The 20,349-nt window shown below is 33.4% G+C and carries 23 protein-coding genes, 1 pseudogene and 1 riboswitch; of the genes and pseudogenes, 5 read left to right on the top strand and 19 right to left on the bottom strand.

Going from position 1 to position 20,349, the window contains the following annotated elements; all coding sequences use genetic code 11:
• Positions 1–173 precede the first annotated feature (173 nt).
• The 4 genes from LC095_RS13920 to modA form a co-directional block, all read right to left on the bottom strand.
• Complete coding sequence (locus LC095_RS13920) at positions 174–1,244, bottom strand: DUF4179 domain-containing protein (RefSeq protein ID WP_226528717.1); 1,071 nt, start codon at positions 1,242–1,244, stop codon at positions 174–176.
• Positions 1,228–1,770, bottom strand: coding sequence for a sigma-70 family RNA polymerase sigma factor (locus LC095_RS13925; protein ID WP_226528718.1), 543 nt, complete (start codon positions 1,768–1,770; stop codon positions 1,228–1,230). Before LC095_RS13925 ends, LC095_RS13920 begins: the two co-directional genes overlap by 17 nt.
• 206 nt (positions 1,771–1,976) lie before the next feature.
• Positions 1,977–2,645: a molybdate ABC transporter permease subunit gene (gene modB, locus LC095_RS13930; RefSeq protein ID WP_226528719.1), complete on the bottom strand. Its 669-nt coding sequence runs from the start codon at positions 2,643–2,645 to the stop codon at positions 1,977–1,979.
• On the bottom strand, positions 2,642–3,427 hold the full coding sequence (gene modA, locus LC095_RS13935) for a molybdate ABC transporter substrate-binding protein (protein WP_226528720.1): 786 nt from the start codon (positions 3,425–3,427) through the stop codon (positions 2,642–2,644). Before modA ends, modB begins: the two co-directional genes overlap by 4 nt.
• Before the next feature lie 160 nt (positions 3,428–3,587).
• On the opposite strand from modA, the gene LC095_RS13940 reads away from it, so the two are divergent.
• Complete coding sequence (locus LC095_RS13940) at positions 3,588–4,526, top strand: helix-turn-helix transcriptional regulator (RefSeq protein ID WP_226528721.1); 939 nt, start codon at positions 3,588–3,590, stop codon at positions 4,524–4,526.
• A gap of 39 nt (positions 4,527–4,565) precedes the next feature.
• Here LC095_RS13940 and LC095_RS13945 read toward each other — a convergent pair whose 3' ends face one another.
• Together LC095_RS13945 and LC095_RS13950 are read right to left on the bottom strand one after the other, a co-directional pair.
• Positions 4,566–5,174 carry a transglutaminase-like domain-containing protein gene (locus tag LC095_RS13945; protein WP_226528722.1) on the bottom strand — a complete coding sequence of 203 codons (609 nt, stop codon included), beginning with the start codon at positions 5,172–5,174 and terminating at the stop codon, positions 4,566–4,568.
• Positions 5,175–5,568: 394 nt separating this feature from the next.
• Positions 5,569–6,327, bottom strand: a complete 759-nt coding sequence (locus LC095_RS13950) for a GNAT family N-acetyltransferase (protein ID WP_226528723.1) — start codon at positions 6,325–6,327, stop codon at positions 5,569–5,571.
• A 462-nt stretch (positions 6,328–6,789) separates the two neighbouring features.
• Here LC095_RS13950 and LC095_RS13955 point away from each other — a divergent pair, with 462 nt between their 5' ends.
• Positions 6,790–7,698 carry an endonuclease/exonuclease/phosphatase family protein gene (locus LC095_RS13955; RefSeq protein ID WP_226528724.1) on the top strand — a complete coding sequence of 303 codons (909 nt, stop codon included), beginning with the start codon at positions 6,790–6,792 and terminating at the stop codon, positions 7,696–7,698.
• A gap of 118 nt (positions 7,699–7,816) precedes the next feature.
• Here LC095_RS13955 and LC095_RS13960 read toward each other — a convergent pair whose 3' ends face one another.
• On the bottom strand, positions 7,817–8,080 hold the full coding sequence (locus LC095_RS13960; RefSeq protein ID WP_226528725.1) for a hypothetical protein: 264 nt from the start codon (positions 8,078–8,080) through the stop codon (positions 7,817–7,819).
• Positions 8,081–8,348: 268 nt separating this feature from the next.
• Between LC095_RS13960 and LC095_RS13965 the strand changes: the two genes are divergently transcribed.
• A complete protein-coding gene (locus LC095_RS13965) occupies positions 8,349–8,837 on the top strand; it encodes a pyridoxamine 5'-phosphate oxidase family protein (RefSeq protein ID WP_226528882.1) in 489 nt (162 codons plus the stop codon).
• A gap of 179 nt (positions 8,838–9,016) precedes the next feature.
• Here LC095_RS13965 and LC095_RS13970 read toward each other — a convergent pair whose 3' ends face one another.
• Complete coding sequence (locus tag LC095_RS13970; RefSeq protein ID WP_226528726.1) at positions 9,017–10,201, bottom strand: MFS transporter; 1,185 nt, start codon at positions 10,199–10,201, stop codon at positions 9,017–9,019.
• A 718-nt stretch (positions 10,202–10,919) separates the two neighbouring features.
• Positions 10,920–12,200 (bottom strand): Na+/H+ antiporter NhaC family protein, encoded by a 1,281-nt coding sequence (locus LC095_RS13975; RefSeq protein ID WP_226528727.1) that lies wholly within the window; start codon positions 12,198–12,200, stop codon positions 10,920–10,922.
• A 205-nt stretch (positions 12,201–12,405) separates the two neighbouring features.
• Positions 12,406–12,513, bottom strand: a riboswitch (SAM riboswitch).
• A gap of 280 nt (positions 12,514–12,793) precedes the next feature.
• On the opposite strand from LC095_RS13975, the pseudogene LC095_RS13980 reads away from it, so the two are divergent.
• Positions 12,794–13,000, top strand: a pseudogene (locus tag LC095_RS13980) (pyridoxamine 5'-phosphate oxidase family protein); the annotation flags it as partial.
• Between the two features lie 300 nt (positions 13,001–13,300).
• Here LC095_RS13980 and LC095_RS13985 read toward each other — a convergent pair.
• From LC095_RS13985 to LC095_RS14005, 5 genes are read right to left on the bottom strand one after another with little or no spacing between them, the layout of a single operon-like run.
• Positions 13,301–13,561: a polymer-forming cytoskeletal protein gene (locus LC095_RS13985; RefSeq protein WP_226528728.1), complete on the bottom strand. Its 261-nt coding sequence runs from the start codon at positions 13,559–13,561 to the stop codon at positions 13,301–13,303.
• Positions 13,562–13,602: 41 nt separating this feature from the next.
• The gene (locus tag LC095_RS13990) at positions 13,603–14,802 is read right to left on the bottom strand and encodes a hypothetical protein (protein WP_226528729.1); all 1,200 of its coding nucleotides are present in this window, start codon (positions 14,800–14,802) and stop codon (positions 13,603–13,605) included.
• 13 nt (positions 14,803–14,815) lie between these two features.
• Positions 14,816–15,652, bottom strand: coding sequence for a hypothetical protein (locus tag LC095_RS13995; RefSeq protein WP_226528730.1), 837 nt, complete (start codon positions 15,650–15,652; stop codon positions 14,816–14,818).
• The gene (locus LC095_RS14000; protein WP_226528731.1) at positions 15,649–16,338 is read right to left on the bottom strand and encodes an ABC transporter ATP-binding protein; all 690 of its coding nucleotides are present in this window, start codon (positions 16,336–16,338) and stop codon (positions 15,649–15,651) included. Before LC095_RS14000 ends, LC095_RS13995 begins: the two co-directional genes overlap by 4 nt.
• A gap of 18 nt (positions 16,339–16,356) precedes the next feature.
• Positions 16,357–16,719 (bottom strand): GntR family transcriptional regulator, encoded by a 363-nt coding sequence (locus LC095_RS14005; RefSeq protein ID WP_226528732.1) that lies wholly within the window; start codon positions 16,717–16,719, stop codon positions 16,357–16,359.
• Positions 16,720–17,078: 359 nt separating this feature from the next.
• Here LC095_RS14005 and LC095_RS14010 point away from each other — a divergent pair, with 359 nt between their 5' ends.
• Positions 17,079–17,258 carry a DUF4083 family protein gene (locus tag LC095_RS14010; RefSeq protein ID WP_226528733.1) on the top strand — a complete coding sequence of 60 codons (180 nt, stop codon included), beginning with the start codon at positions 17,079–17,081 and terminating at the stop codon, positions 17,256–17,258.
• Positions 17,259–17,425: 167 nt separating this feature from the next.
• Here the strand turns inward: LC095_RS14010 and LC095_RS14015 are convergent, their stop codons facing one another.
• The 5 genes from LC095_RS14015 to LC095_RS14035 all read right to left on the bottom strand — a co-directional run bounded on the left by LC095_RS14015 (position 17,426) and on the right by LC095_RS14035 (position 20,340).
• Complete coding sequence (locus LC095_RS14015; RefSeq protein WP_226528734.1) at positions 17,426–17,719, bottom strand: CPBP family intramembrane glutamic endopeptidase; 294 nt, start codon at positions 17,717–17,719, stop codon at positions 17,426–17,428.
• 890 nt (positions 17,720–18,609) lie between these two features.
• Positions 18,610–18,831: a hypothetical protein gene (locus LC095_RS14020; RefSeq protein ID WP_226528735.1), complete on the bottom strand. Its 222-nt coding sequence runs from the start codon at positions 18,829–18,831 to the stop codon at positions 18,610–18,612.
• A complete protein-coding gene (locus LC095_RS14025; protein WP_226528736.1) occupies positions 18,828–19,193 on the bottom strand; it encodes a hypothetical protein in 366 nt (121 codons plus the stop codon). The genes LC095_RS14020 and LC095_RS14025 overlap by 4 nt, the downstream gene beginning before the upstream one ends.
• Positions 19,194–19,492: 299 nt before the next feature.
• Entirely contained in the window at positions 19,493–19,993 is a 501-nt protein-coding gene (locus LC095_RS14030) for a peptidoglycan-binding domain-containing protein (protein WP_226528737.1), read from the bottom strand.
• Complete coding sequence (locus tag LC095_RS14035) at positions 19,987–20,340, bottom strand: peptidoglycan-binding domain-containing protein (RefSeq protein ID WP_226528738.1); 354 nt, start codon at positions 20,338–20,340, stop codon at positions 19,987–19,989. Before LC095_RS14035 ends, LC095_RS14030 begins: the two co-directional genes overlap by 7 nt.
• Positions 20,341–20,349: the final 9 nt, after the last annotated feature.

Here is a 20,349-nt window from a genome sequence, read left to right on the forward strand (position 1 = left end):
CACACACCTAGCTAGGTTAAGCTAGGTGTGTGAGAAGCTTTTTCTTTGGTTATCTTAGGAAATTTATTAATCTTTATAAGAACATTTTAAGAAAATAAAAAAGCTTGTAGAGAAAAACATCCACTTTCTCTACAAGCTGAGAGCTGGTACCAGCTCTTTTTATCTTTTATTTTTTATGGAATTTTTATTTTAAAAGAGTCAAACTCAACCGGCTTTATAAGATTCCCTTTATATTCTAACTCTTTTTCCTTGCCATTTTCATCAATTTCCACTCCTCCTCCGCCTGACGGAATGACTAGATAAGGAGTAATTGTTAATTCAGTAACAGTAGGATCAATAGGATCAAATTGCTTACTACTCTTGAATTCAATTTTATCCTTAACCAATTCTCCTGTAGCTCCACCAGATCGACCTGTAAGTTCAGTTCCATTTTCATCAACTACCCTAAATTCTATATTACCTCCGCGACTTAAATCGAAATCTGTTTCTTCTTCTGAGCTCTCATAGGTTATACTCGCACCTGTTTCACTAAAAGAAAATTCTGTTACAGTAAGAATCAAACCATCGACTGTCTGTGAATGATTGAGAGGAATTTTTTGTATGCCGGTGATTTTTTCAATAGGAGTTGAGAAAAACCATTTTTCCCCATTCTCTCCACGAAGGATTAGTCCCAGTTCAAACTCTTCCGGCATTTCCTCACTCACATTTATTTCTTGAATGGCGGTCCGAGATGTTGCCGATAAAATATCTTCACCGTAACTACCAGTGGAACCAGCAGGATTTTTCCCATTAATCGTAAAATCCATTCCAGCACCAAAATAAAATTCATCAAGTTCCTTATCAGATTCAATGAAAAGACCAATCGTGATATTATTCTGATCATATAAAATTTCATCAAGTGTAACGGAAATTCCATTGATCGTCTCTGTCTCTCCAATTTTACTTGTTAACCCATTTTTTTGAGCTTTTTGTAAACCAATTAGATCAGAGTTCCCAAATACAGAACCGATAATCGGTATTTGGGACAAACTACTTGCCAAAGCTGGAGAATAGTATAAGGAGCAAATAAAAATTCCCAAAACAGTTGCCACACTACACAAAGTAAATAGTATCTTTCTTTTCTTCTTCTTCATTCGCGGAGAAAACGTATCTACTTGCTCTTTAGCCTGAATAATTCCCGAACGAATGGCTGCACGAACTTGATCTTGTGGAAACTCCTCTGAAGGATCATGTGACTTTTTCATTTAATTTATAACTCCTTTCTAACTCATGTTTCAATTTTTTTTTCGCTCTACGTAAGTTCGTTTTTACTGTACTAACTGGTTTTTCCATGACCACAGAAATATCTTTAATAGACAAATCATGATAGTAAAACAAGATAATGGATGTTTGATAGGACGAACTTAGTCTCGATAATGCTTCACTTAAATGAAAAGAATCTATCTCTACGTCCTGTGTGCGATCTAATCTCTCCAACAGCTCTCTCTCACCATAAGGAATCACAAGGTCTCGTTCCTTTAACAGTCTGTAACATTCGCGTATTAAAATTCTAAACAACCAAGTTGAAAAATACTCTGGATTTCGTAATTGACCTATACCTAGGAATGCATTGTACGTCGTTTCTTGAATAGCATCCAAAGCATCTTCTTTTTTGCCAACGTAGGAAAGTGCCTTGTAATATAGCATTTTTTCTTCTTTAAAAAGCAATTCTTCAAAAGCACTTGCATCCCCATTAATTGCCTTTTTCACAGTATGTATATCATGTTTCATTACGTGATTTCCCTCCTCTCATTAATTAGAGAAAGATAGACCTGCAAAAAGATTCACTTTTTCATTTTTTTATAAAATATTGTGGATGTATAATATAAATTTTCTAGAATGACATAAGGGTAAATAAACGAAAAAAGTATTAACAAGAACGTTAATACTTTTTTAACTCACTTATTATTATTAAATTTTACTACTAAATGAAAGCCTCAATATCGCCTTTTAATCACATTCATCAAGATTAACATACTAAACGAAATGAATAAAATGACAAAAACCCATGACCACGCTAACTTCATATTTCCCGAATCCATCGCAACATAGATCGCCGTAGGAATGGTCTGTGTTTTTCCAGGGATATTTCCCGCAAACATAAGTGTCGCACCAAATTCACCAAGAGCCCGTGCGAAGCTTAAAATGGCTCCTGTTATGATGGCATTTGAAGCCAATGGCAAGGTGATTAATGTGAATACCCTAAATTCGTTGGCTCCATCCACTCTTGAAGCATCTTCAATATCCCGATCAATTGTTTCAAATCCTGTTTTAGCTGATTGATACATAAGGGGAAAAGCAACAACTACCGCAGATATAACAGCTGCCCACCAGGAGAAAATGATGGATTGAGAAAACAGCTGTTCAATTACCTGCCCTAAAAATGATCTGGTACCAAATATAACAATCAATAAAAACCCAACAACAGAAGGAGGCAAAACCAGTGGTAATAGCAATATTGTTTCAATAATTGATTTCCCTTTAAATGTTTTATTAGCCATGAATTTTGCGGCCACTATTCCAACAATGAGTACGATGAAGAGTGAAAAAGAAGCAACTTCTAATGAAAGTTTAACAGGTGACCAAAACGTATCATTAGCGATCATTTTAGTAAATTTGAAAACCCGTATTCTTCTAGAATGGCTAACGCTTTTTCAGATTGCATATAGTCATAAAATACTTTCGCTTCTTTTGGATGATCACTCTCAGTCAGGATGCCTAATGGGTAAACAATTGGCGTGTGTGTCTCTTCTTCTGCTGTTGCAATAACATTTACTTCAGATGAAATGAAGGCATCTGTATGATACACAATACCTGCATCCACATTTCCTGTTTCTACATATGTTAAAACTTGTCTTACGTCTTTAGCAAAAACCATTTTATCCTTAACCTCATCCCACTCATCAATATTTTCCAACATCTCTTGAGCATATTTTCCGGCTGGAACTGTCTCAGGGGTACCGATTGAAATCTTTTGGACCTTATCTAAATCTTGAAATGAATGAATATCAGTCTTACCTTCTTTTGGGGTAATTAAAACAAGTTGATTTCCGACTAAATCGATTCCATTCTTCTCATCAATCAAGTCTTCATTTACCAACACATCAAACTTATCCTCTGCTGCTGAGAAAAAAAGATCAGCCGGTGCTCCCTGCAGGATTTGCTGTTGCAATGTACCGGAGCTTCCGAAGTTATATGTAACCTTAATGTTAGGATATTCTTTTTCAAATGATGTTGTAATGTCATGTAAAGCATCCGTTAAACTAGCTGCTGCTGAAACGGTTAGGTCTACATTTTTAGATTCTGCTGTATCTTGTCCCGAAGATGTGCATCCTGCGGCATTTAACATGATGATCGACACAAGTATTAAAAGAGATAACTTTTTCATAAAATCTAATCCCTTTCTATATTAATTAGAATTAGTTATAACTAAATATATCTAATTATAACGAATATTCATCTTTATTGTTAGATTTATTTCCATTCCTTTTTATACTTGTTTTCTAATGAGCAATTTATCGTTACAATAGCTTTGAGGTGGTTAACGAATGACAAGTGAAATTTCCTATACTGTTGAAGAAGTAGCAAACCTATTAAAAGTTTCAAAACTTACTGTTTATGACCTGTTAAAAAAAGGGGAAATCCCTTCATTTAAGGTTGGAAGACAAATGAGAATCAATTCGAAGGATTTGGATTCCTTCATTAGTGGAAAAAAGACAGAACCGCCTGCTTCAACACTACCTCCTTCTCCTTCAAGAAAAAATCAGGTAAACGATACAGGTACACGTAATCTTTTAATTAGTGGTCAAGATATGGTGTTGGACATCCTTGGAAAACATTTAGAAAGTAAAGGGAATTACAAAGCCTTAAGATCGTATGAGGGAAGTTTAAACAGTCTCCTGGCGATGTATAAAGGGGAATGTGATATTGTCAGTTTACATATGTTCGATGGTGATACAAACGAATACAATGTTCCCTATGTTAGAAAAATTTTAATTGGGTATCAGTATACAATTATAAATTTAATCTCTCGAAAAGCAGGATTAATGGTACAAAAGGGAAATCCCCTTAACATCTCAAATTGGCCTGATTTAAAAAAGAAAAATATTCGCTTGATCAACCGTGAAATAGGTTCAGGAGCAAGAATACTTCTAGAAGAGCAATTAAGAATTCATCACCTATCAGGTTCAGATATTGAAGGATATGAACGTATAGAAACGAGCCATTTGAGTGTGGCATCTTCTATTTCTTCAGGTGAAGCAGATGTAGGGGTAGGCACGGAAAAAGCTGCCAAAATTGTTGGACTGGATTTCATCCCTTTAATTACTGAAAGATACGACCTTGTCATGATAAATAATAAAGAAAATATTGAAATATTCAACATCTTAACAGACATATTAAATTCCGCATCATTCAAAAAGGAAATTCAAGCTTTAGGCGATTATGATATCTCACAAACTGGACAAATCATCTATAAGACAAGCTAGGGCGCTGTGTTATTTTTGAGTACCCTAGCTTATTTGGCTCTACAAATCTTCAGGTAAATGTTGTGTATATAGCTCATACGCATCATGATTTTCTTTTAATACAGCTACTGTTTTTTCGTTCGGCTTTAAATAAATCATTGGATAGTCCCTCTCATCAACTTCTTCATTTACCATAAACGCTACTTTTTCTTGATCGGTTGAAAATTGAGCATCAACACCCGGTTTATTTCCTCGAGCATCTATCCGTATCCATTTTCCCAAAGAATGAAGATAAACAGCATTCAATGCATGAAGTGAATATCCTTTTTCAGGCGTATCAAACAACATTAACCGCTGATAACAAAAACCTGTTGGAATTCCTTGGGAGCGCAATAATGCCGCTAATAAATTGGACTTTGCATAACAAATTCCTTCACCAAATGTTAATACGTCTGATGCTTTACATGTAACGCGTGTGCCTTGAATATCCCAGGAATGTGGAATTTCATCGCGTACAAATTCAAAAGCAGTTCTTGCTTTTTCTACATCTGCTTGAGTCGGGCTAAAAAGTTCCTTTGCTTTCTCTTTAATGATATGATGAGAAAAATCGACATCCTCTAATTCCAGTAAATAATCTTCCAAATTGACAGATTCACAGACTAAGTTCATTAACCATTTCCCTCCGGTCCTAATAAAATTTGGCTGTTTTCGTGTACATTGTTGTTATTTAATGCAGGTAAAGGTGAAAATTAGTTCGCTCCATTGCGCTCCAGACACTTGCTTTCCCGATTACTTCAATATCCAAAAAGCTTTTATTGATACTATACTAATAGTAAATCCATCATTATTTGTCCATGTTGTTTGTTCACTAGTTAGCATTTCACTTCCCCCCATAATTCAAATATGTATATTTATACCACTTATTGTTTATTTATTCAACCTTCAGTTTTTTATGATAGGCGGTTCAATATAAAAAGCACTATTCTAATTCAAGAACAGTGCTCGATAAACAAAAAAATTCATTTATGTTTGGTTGGTAACTTGTGAAACCCTATATTGAAAGCTAATCTTGATATACTTTTTGAGTTTCATATTTAAATCCATGATACTGATAGTTTTGTTTTTTATACATTTCTCTAGGGGTATCTTCTCCGTCAGCTACTAATATGACAGTTTTCTCAGGAAATGATGCCATTACATATTTTTGTAATCTGCTCCCTATTCCTTTGTTTTGATAACGCTCATCAACAGTTAGATTATCAATTTCTGCTGTTTCATTAGAAATAATGACATCTACATAGCCTGCTGGAGTCCCTTTATAAAAGGCAAGAAGCTGCTGAATATTTTGATCTTCAAATTGACGTTTTATAAGATCAGCCTTCTGACCAGCAAATTCACTTCCATAGTTTACGTCATGCTTGTATTGTAGAGTAAGAAGTGCTTCTAAACTTTTATCCGTCACTACTTGAATGTCTATATCCGGGTTGTCTGACACTTCAGGAAAGTGTTTCGGCTGTATAGCATATAGTTCTAGAAAACCTACTTCATATCCCATATCAGTCAGGTAAGCAACTAGTTCTCCTGTTGGCTTTATATTAGCAGGAAAATAGAACTTCACATGTTTTTGCCCCTTCTTCAGATGATATTCCCTCAAATAAGCTTCGGTATCTTGAAATTCAGTTAAGGATGGTAACGTTTTAAATTCAATGAAATTACTATCATACCTACTTAACATCTTAGGGTAATGAAAGTGTCTAAATAGATCATTTTCAGCGACTATTATTCCCAGCTTATAAATGTGTTCAAATGTAATTTGCTTCATTATGATTCTCCTCTTATTCTTAGTTATGGAACCCATTAACATGTAATAGTTCCAAATATGGATTGATAAATATTTCTTTACTTCTTCCTCACTATTTGTTGCTGTATATTAAACACTAAACGCCCTTTTCCAAAAATTCATTAGTAGCAATAAAGCAGGTAATTTAACAATATAGTCATTGACTTTAAAAGGAGTTAAAAGTAATGATAAACCATTAGTATAATAGTCATATTGTTAAAGAATATTACTAAGGTAAATTCAAATAGGTCATACCTCACTGAAATATTTACAATCCTCTAAAATTGCCCGGACCAATTTTCTTATTTTTTCCGATGAATCCGTTGATTCTACAATATTCTTCTCTTAAAAACAGCCTTCATGAATACTAAATCTGTCATTAATAAAGTGTTTACATAGTAAAGTTATACTTTCTATGTAATACATAACAAGGAGGAGATTGAGTTGAAAAAAGTTTTAAATCCTGTTTTTTTATTGGCCATTGTAACAATGTTGATTTCCAGTGTCTTTTCAGCTACATCAAGTGTGCTAGCTTCTGAAAAGGCAGGACAAGTCACTGAGGTAGATCTAAAGGTGATGACATATAATTTAAGGTATTTAAATAGCAATGATCCCTCACCTCATACCTGGGCAGAAAGAGTTCCGGCTATCAAAAAACTGATTCGCAAGGAACGACCTGATATTTTTGGTACTCAGGAAGTCTTATATCAACAACTTAAGGATCTTGAAACAAATCTAAAAAATTATGCTTGGATTGGCTTAGGTCGAGAGGGAGGAAGCAATGGCGAATACTCTGCTATCTTTTATAATGAAAAGCAATTTACCCCCCTAGAGTACGATCACTTCTGGCTATCTGATACACCAGATGTGATTGGATCCAAGTCATGGGGTAACAATATTCCGCGAATGGTAACTTGGGCAAAATTCCTTGATCATAAGAGCAAGGAGAGCTTTTATGTTGTGAATACTCATTTCGACCATCAATCTGCAAATGCGAGAGAAAAGAGTGCAGAATTAATTATTGAAAAAATAAATGAATTCGATCCAGAACTTCCAATTATCTTAACAGGAGATTTTAATACAAGCCCTGATAGTGTTCCACATCAAACACTAACAAGTGAAGAAGCATTTGTTGATTTATGGAATACTGCTGAGGTTAGAATCAATGAAAACCTCGGAACCTTTAATGGATTCAATGATCCAACTGGTGGCGGGCCCGAAAAACGAATTGATTGGGTTCTTGCGAAAGGAAACGTATTTACACATAAAATTGAGATTTTAAATGATTATAAAAATGGACAATTCCCTAGTGATCATTACCCAGTCAGTGCAGATGTAACATTGTCATACTAAATTTCAATCGATAGGTCTCAATCTGTTATTCAAAAAAAGGGTTGAGACTCTTTTTTTTGCTCTGTTAAAATTTAATGTTGTTGTTATATATCAATTTAGGGAACAATTATTATTATCGTTAAATATAATCCTTCCTACCAATAATTATGGATATAATGGCAAAAATGATTAAAAAGAAACTAAGAATCCCATAAACTCCACCTTCGAAACCCCTAATAAAAGCAAAACCAACATAGAAGCAGATTATGGCAAATACACCTAATACTGTTCCAGGCAACATCCTAACAAATAAAGAATAACCATTTTTGCTAAACCACCACGTAACCATTGACATAATAATCCCTAGTATCGAAGCGATTAGGAAAGGTACTAAGAAAAACATCAATATCGCCCTCTTGAACATTTTAACACTTGATTCCATTTTACAGGATAATCTTTTCAATCCTCAACTGATATATACTCTTAGATGATAATAGTTAAAACTTAGATTTTAAAATGATAATAAACATTTTTAATCGTCCTTTTGTTTCAATAACCTTATTCCATTATCTGACCATTTTTGTTGGATTTAGTATAGTAATCCCTTACACCTGATTAAAAATTGGTGTAAAGGGTAGTATACCTCTATAAACATGAATGAGGTGATGGAAATGTCTAACATGATGAATCAAGAAGAAATGGAAACTTTAAGAGAGTTAATCAAAGACATAGACACGGCCATGCTAACTACGGTAACTGAAGAAGGGCTTATTTCTCGCCCTATGAAAACACAAGAAGTAGAGTTTGATGGTGACTTATGGTTTTTCACTAAAAAAGAGACTAATAAATACGATGAAATTTTACATGATCATGATGTAAATGTCGCATATGCAGGTAAATCCTATGTTTCCGTCCGAGGAAGAGCGGAAATCGTTGAGAATTTAAACAAGAAAAAAGAATTGTGGAGCAAAACATATGAGAAAATTATGCAAACGTCTTATGATGATCCTAACGTTGTCTTGATAAAGGTTAAAGCGGAAGCAGCCGAATATTGGGAAACCGGTAATCTCACAAAGAAAATTGCCTTTTTCTATAAACGCATGACAGGGCAAAGTTCTAAATCGACAGATGTTAATGAAACAGTTGAATTGAATAAATAGCCGCGAAAATGGATTGTCTGGTTAGTGGACAATCCATTTTGTTATTTTGATTATGTTACTAGCCTAGCAATTCAGGGCATACGATAAATACAGCTTCCTTATGTTCAATTTCTTTGTCTTTGCTTACCCACATATCAAAAGCACCTGCATTAAATGTGCAGATGCTTTTGATATGTGGATTATGCACTTTTCTGAGCACTTACTTTTATACTTGCATTATTAGCTCCCTTATGATTAAGGATTAAGCAAAAAAGGGAAAGAATCGATAGTAACAGAAAACCTAAAACATAATCTCCTGCTAAATCTTTTGTCAAGCCAAGGACAATTGGAGGAAAAAAGCCTCCGACTCCTCCAATTGCACCGACAATTCCTGTTACCACACCTGTATTTCCAGCAGAGATTTCAGGTACCATCTTGAAAACTGCACCATTTCCTATTCCTAACAATATAGAGATGACCAAACAATTTATACTAAAGAAAAGGAAGTTTTCCATAGTAAAAGCAATGATCAACCCACAAAATGTTACTCCACTAAAAACTAGAGTCAACAATCCTTTTGCTCCAAAACGGTCGGAAAGATAACCTCCAACTGGACGTATAAGCGTAGCCAATACGACGAATATAGCTGTTTGCATTCCAGCTTCAAGGGCTGTAATACTAAAGAGATCATTCAAAAATGTAGGTAAATAAATACTGAAAGTCACAAACGTTCCAAATGTAAGAAAGTAAAAAGCCGATAAATACCATGTTTCTTTAAACTTTAATACGGAAAGAGATTCCTTTAAAGTCTTATGTTCATTTGTCCTTTGTCCATCTTTTGTTCCTACCCAGAAAAGAATTGACATACAGGCCATAGCAATAGCAAGACTCCAAAATACCCACGAAAGTCCATAAGAGCTAAAAATGGATGGTATCAAGAAATTTGCAACAGCTGATCCTAAATTTCCGATCCCTGCAATCCCTAAGATCAAACCTTGTTTTTGTGGTGGATACCATTTAGATACATAGGTTATGGAAATAGCAAATGTTGTTCCTGCCATTCCGATAAAAAATGCCCAAAATAACAACATGGCAAAAGAATTTGTAAAACCTGCTCCAACCATGGGGAAAATAAGAAGTAACATAGTCAACGCGAAAATTCTTCTCCCGCCATATCGATCGGTTAAAATCCCCATTGGAATACGCATTAAAGACCCCAATAATACAGGGGTAGCAATAAGAATGCTTGTTTGTGTAATACTTAACTGATAAATTTTTTGAATTTCTGTAGCAATCGGTGCAAAAACCGACCATACGGTAAATGAGACAATCATTGACATAGTTGATAGAACTAATACCGATGTTTGACCATTTGTATTCTTCATAAAAACCACCTTGTGATTCTCTTGGTGCTATATGTTTAAGTTCCAAGATACTATTTAGTTAAATCAAAATTATACATATTTACAATTCTCTTTGAGCACATTTGTTGATCAATAATTTTATGATAAAAATACTTATTTCAATTAATAATTAATATAAAACAGGTGCTTTTTTTGAAAATATTACTCTTATTACTAATATTAAAAATGATAAATGACCGATGTTTTTCATTGTGATTCCCTCCTAATTTGTCTGAATTTTCTCATTACTATTAAAATATCACTTCTTTTAATATCTTCACATTATCATGTAAGAAAATGTAACGTGAAATTTCTGCAAGTGTAGTGCACCACTTGTTTTTTTAGATAATTGTCGATGTGATGACCAAAGTAATGACTAAGGAAAAACAACGGTTAAGATTATTTTAAATAGTTATTGATTTTAAGTAATTTTGAGTAATATGCAATAAATGACTTGAGCTATAGCTACACAATCTGGACCGTTTGTGAAAGAAAGCGATATAGATAGAGCCCCTGCTGTTTATCCTCCAAGACGCTCTTTTCTGTTAAAATAAAAAAACGTCTAAACCCCCATAATTTCAAGGGTTTAAGACGTTTTTTCATACTCGAATTTAGTTGTATTAATTGATATTTCTCGCGAAATCTATATTTGAAAGAATAAAACCTGGGGACATGCCCCCGTTGCTTTAAGATAATCAAGTTAAGCTTTCTTTTTTGTCGGGTATCCAATTAGGATAGCGATAATTCCGCAGATTCCTATTAGGATTGGATAGAAAGAGTATTGCAGGATGCTCACTGGAGATATTCCCGCGACACTTGCAGATGCCAAAAGTTGGGCTCCGTATGGCAGAAGGCCTTGGATCGCACAGGAGAAAATATCTAATATACTGGCTGACTTTCTCGGTTCAATTCCATACTGATCAGCAATATTTTTTGCAAGCGGGCCGGCAATCAAAATAGCAATTGTATTATTGGCCGTGGATAAACCAGTTAGGCCCACAAGACCGGCGATCCCAAATTCCGCACCCTTTTTCGATTTAATCCTTCGTGTCGCAAGGTGAAGAAGAAAGTCAATTCCTCCGTTATATTTAATAACCTCCACCATTCCAGCTATTAATATCGCAAGAAAGGCGATTTCATACATGCCTGCCATCCCTTCGCCAATCTTTTGCAAAAGGCTCATTAAATGATAGCTGCCATCCGCTAAGCCAACACCCCCTGCGAGAACAGTTCCTAATGTAAGAACTAGGAAAACATTCATTCCAACTAACGCAAAAATAATGACCAATACATAGGGAACAATTTTTACCCAATTATAGCTTAAATGCTCCACTTGTGCCGTTTCACCCATTGTAATAGCCCCTAAAATAATGCCCGTTACAATTGCTGCCGGCAACACAATCCAAAAATTCACCTTAAATTTATCCTTCATTTGTACTCCTTGTGATCTAACCGCAGTAATGGTTGTATCTGAAATAAAGGATAAATTATCGCCAAACATCGAACCGCCAATAATCGCCGCCATTACTAAAGCAACGGAAAGATCGGTATGCTCGCTTATTCCGACTCCAATTGGCGCCAATGCTACAATCGTTCCCATCGACGTACCCATTGACAGGGAGATGAAGCAGGCAATAATGAACAAGCCTACAACAAGCAGGTTTTGCGGGACAACCGATAAAGCAAAGTTAACAGTGGAGTCTACTGCCCCCATGCCTTTTGCTGTTTCTGAAAAGGCCCCAGCCAAGAGAAAAATAAGAACCATCAGCATGACATTTACATTACCTGCGCCCTGGCAAAAAATATCAACCTTTCGCGCAAACGATTCTTTTCGATTCATCGCCAGAGCCACAGCGCCCGATATCACAATGGCTACTATGACAGGAAAGGCATAAAAATCACCTGTGATAACTCCTGAACCAATAAATAAAATTAAAAAGACAACAAATGGAATTAACGCCCATGGATTTCCTTTTTTCATTGTTCCACCTCCAAAAAATAAATTGGGACAGGTCTTTTGACCATTCTTTGCCCCATTAGAAAAACTTGGCTTATCACCAAGTCCTAATGGTGAAAGCTCTAATTTTTCTTATACTATCATCCATAAAATTTATATACTTTCTGATAGTACAAAAAAGGCCTCAACTTATAACAACAAGAAGAGGCCTTATATCTATAAAACACTCTTCTCATCTATCAAGCCTTTGCTTGCTGAAATTGGCACAGCAACTTAATTACTAAGTTCCGCTGCCGAGGTCTCATCGGGCCAGCCCCTCCATCTCTCTTGATAAGAAGAAAAAATCTTTTTTTTGTCACAGTATAGAAGATTACATGATTTTTATTATTATATCAACAAAATTTTTATGGATATTTTTAGGTTCCGGACAGAATTGAAAATTCCACTGCTGTTATACCCTCGGAAAAGTATGAATTATATATGAAAATCGCTCCCAATTCCGAGTGGAGAAGATGTTTTCAAGAGTGAGTACACTATATGGATAAATCGACCGATTAGTGAAAGACAGAAGAAGCATGAAAAACTCTCACAAGAGATACTAAAGACTCACCTTGATTAAGGAATTATGGAGCAAAGTATATGAGAAAATTATGTAAACTTCTTATGACGATCCTAACGTTGTCTTGATAAAGGTAAAAGCGGAAGCAGCCGAGTATTGGGAAACCGGTAATTTCACGAAGAAAATCGCCTTTTTCTATATACGCATGACAGGACAAAGTTCTAAATCGACAGATGTTAATGAAACGGTTGAATTGAATAAATAGCAGCGAAAATGGATTATCTGGTTAGTGGACAATTTATTTTCTATGTCAAAGCATGTCTTTTTTTGATAGCAAACTTCCCCTTTAAAACGCTATTCCACAATTATAGTGCAGTATATTATTTTCAAATAAATAAATATTTCACCATAAAAATAAAGAACAGTACTTTGATCCTAAAGTATTGTTCTTATATGTAATTACTGTATTTGAATGAACTTACTTCAAATAATAATAAGTAATAAACCAAGAAGTAATCTTACCTATAAACAACTTCAATTACTATAAAAAATCCTTTTTCATTATTTATATTTTATTAATTATCCTTCCGTTTACTGTACCTGTTACCTCGCACTCAACGGCTCCTTCATTATATAGATTTCCACAAACTTGCCCTCTAATGGATGCTTTAGAATATTTCATTAATCTAACATCTCCTTTCACTGGGGCAAATAAATCTAATTTAGCTCCTGATAAGACAATAACATTGCCTTCAATTTCCCCAAAAACTTTCGTATCTGCTTCTATAATTACCTCACCTTTTTGAATTTCAAAAGAGAAGTTCAATGTTAGTCCCCCTTAAGTAATTGAGAGAAGTAAATTTGGAGTCAATCAATATATAGACTATTTAAATGTAAAGTGTAATCTTCTTGATATTGAGACAAATTTTCATTTTTAATAGCGCCTTCATACAATGGTTTCCATGTTCTTAAGTCGGTAACGACAATGGATGCTTCTGTTTCTCTATCTTTTTTTGTGTTTATAACATATAATTTATTGTTCTCTATTTTTATAATTGGATTGCTACTTACCTCAAGGCCATTAATCTTAAGTGTTTTTGTTGGCATAAGTTTCCCTTCGTCTATTGAATATACAAATGTTTCAAGACTATCCTTTGCAATTTTGAACATATAAACTTTCGAGCCATCTATAATAATGGTATTGTATTTTAATTGTTCCTTACTAATGGGTAATTCAATTAACTTACTTGATTCAAAGTTATAGGCAATTAACTCACTATTCGATTCTTTTGTAGATTCACTACTATCTGTTACTTCTTCATTAGATTTCTGGATCAATAGATATTCTTGATAATCAATATCATCAAAATCTGATAGTATATCTTGTCCATTGGTTTCAGAAACAAGTGTTTCATCATTAATTAACATTTGACTATCAGTATCAAAAGTGTAGACATGGATTTCTTCACTATATTGATCACCGTCAACAACTCTTTTACTTTGGCGAACAACAACCTTTAAATCGCCATTGATCATTTGAACATCTTCAACAAAAGCATAATCATAAACATTTTGGTTTGGCATAGATTCATATATATCAACAACAGTATTTGTTTGTTTGTCTAAGACTTCACCTCTAAATGTAGTTTTGCTTGGACCGAAATTCTCTCCACTAAAAACCATATCAGTAGTCATATAGGCTATGTAAGTTTCATCTTCAAAGAATTGAACAGGTCTCAAATCTTTTCCACGCATAAAGTTTCGATAGTCATTTTGGAGTCGTTTTAATTCTGGTGTAAAGAACATTCCATTTAAATCTTCAAGATAAGAAATTTCTTTTTGATAAACAGTCTCCTCTTCATCTATATACAAATTTTCATGGTATCCTTCTGTAGTGGAAATCTCTCCGAAAACTTTTATATTGTTTCCTTCATCACTACTTCCACTTATTTTATTTATGGAAAACTGTGGATTGTTACTCGCTGCAGTAGCAGATTGATAATAATGAATACCAATACCTAAAACTATAACAAGAACAACTGAAATCAACTTCCAATATCTTTTCATTTTCTTCCTCCTCTTAAACTGTAATTTTATTATTTAGTAAGTAGAGGCTTACCATAATAGAAGCTGTAGTAACTATCAAACCCGTAATTACTATAAGCCCTAACAGCTCAATTGGATAAAAGAAATTATCTAAAAATGTGCTTTGAACTATTAGCGGTGAAGTGAAAACGAGCGCTGACAGTATGCAATAGATAATTCCAATGGCAATGCCTTTCCAACGAAAACATCTTTCAAATAAAATTACGGTGAATAAAACTAACACACCCATTAAACCCACACTATAATAAACTGAAAATTGCATAAATGTATTCGGAAAAAGTTTAACCAAGAATTCATACCTATAAGTAAACGTTTCATAGACTGGTAAATCCATTATGTATTCAGAAGGAACTATTATCCCTAAAATCATATTTTCAATATGCAGTAATAATAGTTGTAAACCAACTAATCCAAAGACCAAAAGCATTATTGTTGTGACCTTAGCCATATAAAGATTTACACGTGAAGTTGGCAACATTAACAGGCGGTAAATGAATGAGTTTTTTCCCAACCAATCGCGGTACCAAATAAAAAACAAATAGATTAATAACGTCACAATGCATAAGGCAATCGGCCCAATAAACCAAACACTAGCAGTAAGCTGATGAAGAGACATATAATCATATTGTTCAATAAATTGTTCTTTTGTCATGCCTTCTCTATAAACCAGTTGGTTGAGATTACGTAGATAATTATTTGCTGAAGTAAAAACACTTATAATTTGAGAGACAATTGTTATTCCAATCAAGATAAAGAAAATGTTTGAAAAACGATTAAATTCAAAGTGAACTAACTTAATATACTTGCTCATTTTTGATACACCTCCCGCATAACGTCTACAACAGATTTGCCTTCTTTTTCACGAATTTCTTCAGTACAAAATTCCTTTAACACAGTTCCGTCGTATAATAGAATTGCTTTATCGATTAAATGCTCTATTTCATTAATTTCATGAGTTGTCATAATTACTCCCCGATCTTCAATAAGATCACTAGTAAATACTTCTCCAATTTGTTCACGACTAAACAAGTCTATACCTGAAAATGGTTCATCCATGATAATGAATTCTACATCAAGGGATAACCCTAGAAGGATATTCAATTTCGCAATATTCCCTTTAGATAGTCTAGAGATTCGTTCATTTTCACTTAATGTAAAAAAATCTAGAAGTTCACTTGCTCTTTTGTGATTCCATGAAGAATAAAAATCATCCATAAACTGCAAACCTTGTGAAATTTTCATTTGTGGGGACATGCTTATCGTATCAGGTATATAACTAATTTTTTCATAACTTGCTTTATGTAACACTTCTCCGTTTATGAGAATTTGACCACTTTGTATAGGTGTAAGACCCATGATGGCATTTAAAATAGTGGTTTTACCAGCACCGTTTAATCCAATTAGGCATGTTATATCTCCCTTTTCAGCAGTAAAAGATATGTCCTCTAATACAGTTTTTCCACCATATTTTTTTCTAATATTTTTTACCTCGATCATTTTAATACCCCCAATTATTCATTTTCCATTCTGATACTTTTGTTTGATCAATTCTAATGCATCATCTAATGGGACTTGAATAGAGCGCACCGAGGTTATAAAAGAATCTACAGCTTGTAATATCAGTTCTTCTCTTACTTCTTGTAAGATTTGTTTGTCCTTTGTAATGCGACTTGGGGAATTTCGTTCCGTATAGATCAAACCCTGATCCTCCATTTCTTTATAAGCTCTTTGAACAGTATTTGGATTAATTTTCAACTTGCTTGCCAATTCTCTTCTTGATTGGATTTCTTGCCCTGGTTCAAGATTCCCAGATGCCATCTGCTCTTTAAAATGGCGAATAACTTGAATATACACAGGCTCCCTATTATTGAAATTCATGACCTCAACTCCTAAATTTCTTTATCATGTGTATTAATGTATTATGTTATTAATACACCATAGACAAAAAAATATGTAGTTAATGTATTAGAACAATGTAACACTTGGTGTATTATTGCCTTAATACGCTAATATATGTATATTCTAATGTTTAAATCAGTTCATTGTCAACCAGTTTTTGTAAATGTGTTAAATAGGTATATACATAGATATAGAGAAGAAAAAAAATAAAAAGACGCCTATTTCAAGATAATCACTCAATTATTGAAGATCACTCGTTCACTATTTATGCGAACTGCGCAGTAAAAAATCTTGTTATAATATACCTAAAAATTGTAAAGGTAGGAATTAATTTGAACTTGAATGCTGGTGATGTAATATTTCAACTGATAATGTTTCTTTTTATTTTTGGTATGTTTTTTGTTGTCTTTTTTGTTGTTCGTTCACTAATCACAAAGCAACAGCAACCGAATAAATCTGACGACATCGAGCAAAAGCTTGATAGAATAATTGAAATACTTGAACAGGATAAGAAATAGTGAATTTTTTATCCTTACTAACTTTTTATTTTGCTTCGCAATTTCCATCAATTCTATATTTTTCAAATCAGAAAAAGGCACTTTTTCATTGTTCCAGAAAAGCGCTTTATTGCTGAAGATCAAGATAAAATTATTGAACCGTTAGTTTAACTAAGTTTAACCTACAGCTAAAAATATTCTCTATAAAATATAAATGTATTCCACAATGAATGAAGTACAATTGCTGGTAGTATTGATTTAGAATATCTATAAATCACCAAGAGTATCAAACCCATTATTCCCCCAAAGACAGCGTAATCACCGTGAACAACTCCAAAAGCAATTGAAGATATTATGGCAGCTATCCATACTCCTAATTTATCATTTATCCACCCAAACAGAATTACCCTAAAAAATACTTCTTCAAAGACTGGAGTGAAGAATATAGTCAGCATATACCATATTAATGGTTTAGTAGCCATAAATAGGTCATTTTCATAAATAACTCGCAGTCCATCACTAATAAAAATTCCATTAAGAAAAATTATTTTTTCCGAAATCATTATTAAAAAAAGCATAATATTAAAGCAATATATATTTTATACTCTTTAAAATCCTTAAAACTGAAAGCAACAAGGACGCTTTTTCTAATAGATGGAAATAATAATAAGGAAATCAGTAAGGGAAATCCCATTATTAAAGGCGTATAATCGGAGTATAAATAGTAATTTGATACCAAGTTCAAGAATGGTTTCAAACCATACCATAAGATGATGTATATAAGTAAGAATACTACCATTTTTAGATTACTAATACCATTTAGTATACTTTCTTTATCTTTATGTATTTTCATTTTTATTATGGCTTCTCCTCAAAATTAGTATTTTTTAACAAAAACAGAAAAGATATAATTCTTGTTCGACTATCCTGTCCGTTAATGTAAGTAATATTTTCACGAAATCACTTTATTTTAACATATATATCCAACTGAACTGGCAGGTGTTGTTCATCAATCTCCTTATTCAAGAATGGCGCTTTGATGCTGAGATCATAATTTTTATTATATTCAACATAAAGTAGCTCATTATTTTATCTATGAATACTACTTTTTATCTAATAAAAATACCTTTTTGGTAATAATTAGCCATAATACATATAAAAAATAAATGATGATTGTTCCTATTACACTATAATATAGTACCGATACTGAAGTGGGTGCCCATACTCTTATAAACCCCCAAGTCATTTCGAATAAAAATATAGGAGTTACCATCATCAGTATCAAAATCGAAGTTACAAACAATGAATGGAACACTAATAGAAAAATTCTCTTCCCTTTTAACGATACCCAAGAACGTTGTTTTCTTTTTAATTAATTCTTAATTGTATTTTTAAATTCCGATAATTCAAGTGATTCTTTTAATTCAAATCTCACTAATAACAGGAATTGTTCGTCAATCTGGCCTGATTGCTGAAAATCAATAGTAGATGATATTACCAATAATAAAATGTGAGTAGATGCTACTTTTTCAATGGAATTCAAAAATAAATTATAAAAACGGCGAAAATCAATCCATTCGCCGTTTTTATTCATATTATATCTAATCTTTCACAATTAAAGGATATATAATCCCCTTCATTTATATCTCCGGGAATCAGACTACTATCTAATTCAAATAAGAATTCTCCTAATTTTACAATTTCATTATTTTTATCAATTAGTTGTCCTGTTAATAGATAATTAAAATTATTACCTAATTTGACAACTTCATATTTATTTTCTTCTGCTTTTATTATTTGAGTAACATCGTAACAATAGATTGGATCCTTGAGTTCACTTCCCTCATCCTTTTGCAACGGATGCGCAAAACACTTTACAAAATGTTCACCATCAGTAACTTCTACTTCTGCCTCTAAAATTTCTCCTGAAAGCCATTCAATTTTCGTTATTTTCATCTCTAATCCCCTTTACTTTATTCCCAAACTTGGTGCTTTTTTAGAAAGTTCCTTTGCGGTTTTTATATGGAAAGTAGTTGAATTTCCAGTATTTCTGTCTAATTCAACAAATGCATATTTTGCACTACCCGATTCCACCAATTAATTTTACGTAACCATTTAATTCTGATACATACTTCCCAGTATTTTTCACGTAATTTGCATCTTCAAGGTAATTCTTTAAATTATATTGACCCTTACCCATAGCAGTCATAATTTCTTTGCTATGTCTTTCAAAATGAATTATCGCCTCATCGCCTTTAAACTTTGTTAGGTTTTGTAGTAGCCTCTGCTAATAGTGACTTATCTATTTTTAAAGCTACTTTACTTCCCGTCTTTACTAATTTCAATCCAAGATTTACTGCCTTACCTCCTAGAATAAAACTTAACCCAGCAATAACTTTATCTATAGTATTTGCCTTTGGGTCTACTTGTGTTTTTAAATCATCTCCAATTAGAAAATCAAACCCTAGTTTACCTATTCCTTTTAATGATTTTGAAACTTCACTCCAAGTGGAATTTTTATTTTCAACAATTTTCTCATGTGATGCGTATATAGTTAATGAATTATCGATTTTAGGATTCGGAGGTGAATATGTTTTATAAGGTTTATAACTCTTCAAATGTGAATATGTTTGATTCCCAGCAATGCCATCCGCCTTTATTCCAATTTTCTTTTGAAAAGCAATTACTGCTGATTCAGTTTTACTTCCAAATTTGCCATCAACAGTCCCTACGTTAAAACCTGCTTCTTTTAACATGTTTTACAGGCTTTTTCGCTACTCCCCTCTTTCAATGTTTGCTCCGTCCAAGAGGAAGTTGTTGAAGTACTCGGCTTTTTATAACTTTTTATTTTATTACCTACAATCCCATCCTGACTGATTCCTACTTTCTTTTGCAAGGCTTTTACCGCTGCTACGGTTTTTTCTCCATATACACCGTCAACTTTTCCTACGTCAAAACCTGCCTTTTCTAACATATTTTGCAGATCTTTAACAGCCTCTCCTTTACTTCCTTTTTTTAAAGTCTGCCCTGTCCAATCAGTAGAATTGGTACTAGGTTTATTAACTATTGTAGTTTTTGTATAAGTTTTCATAGTTTCGGTCATAACTTATTA

This window comes from Metabacillus niabensis, assembly GCF_020524345.1.
Taxonomy (GTDB): domain Bacteria; phylum Bacillota; class Bacilli; order Bacillales; family Bacillaceae; genus Metabacillus; species Metabacillus niabensis_B.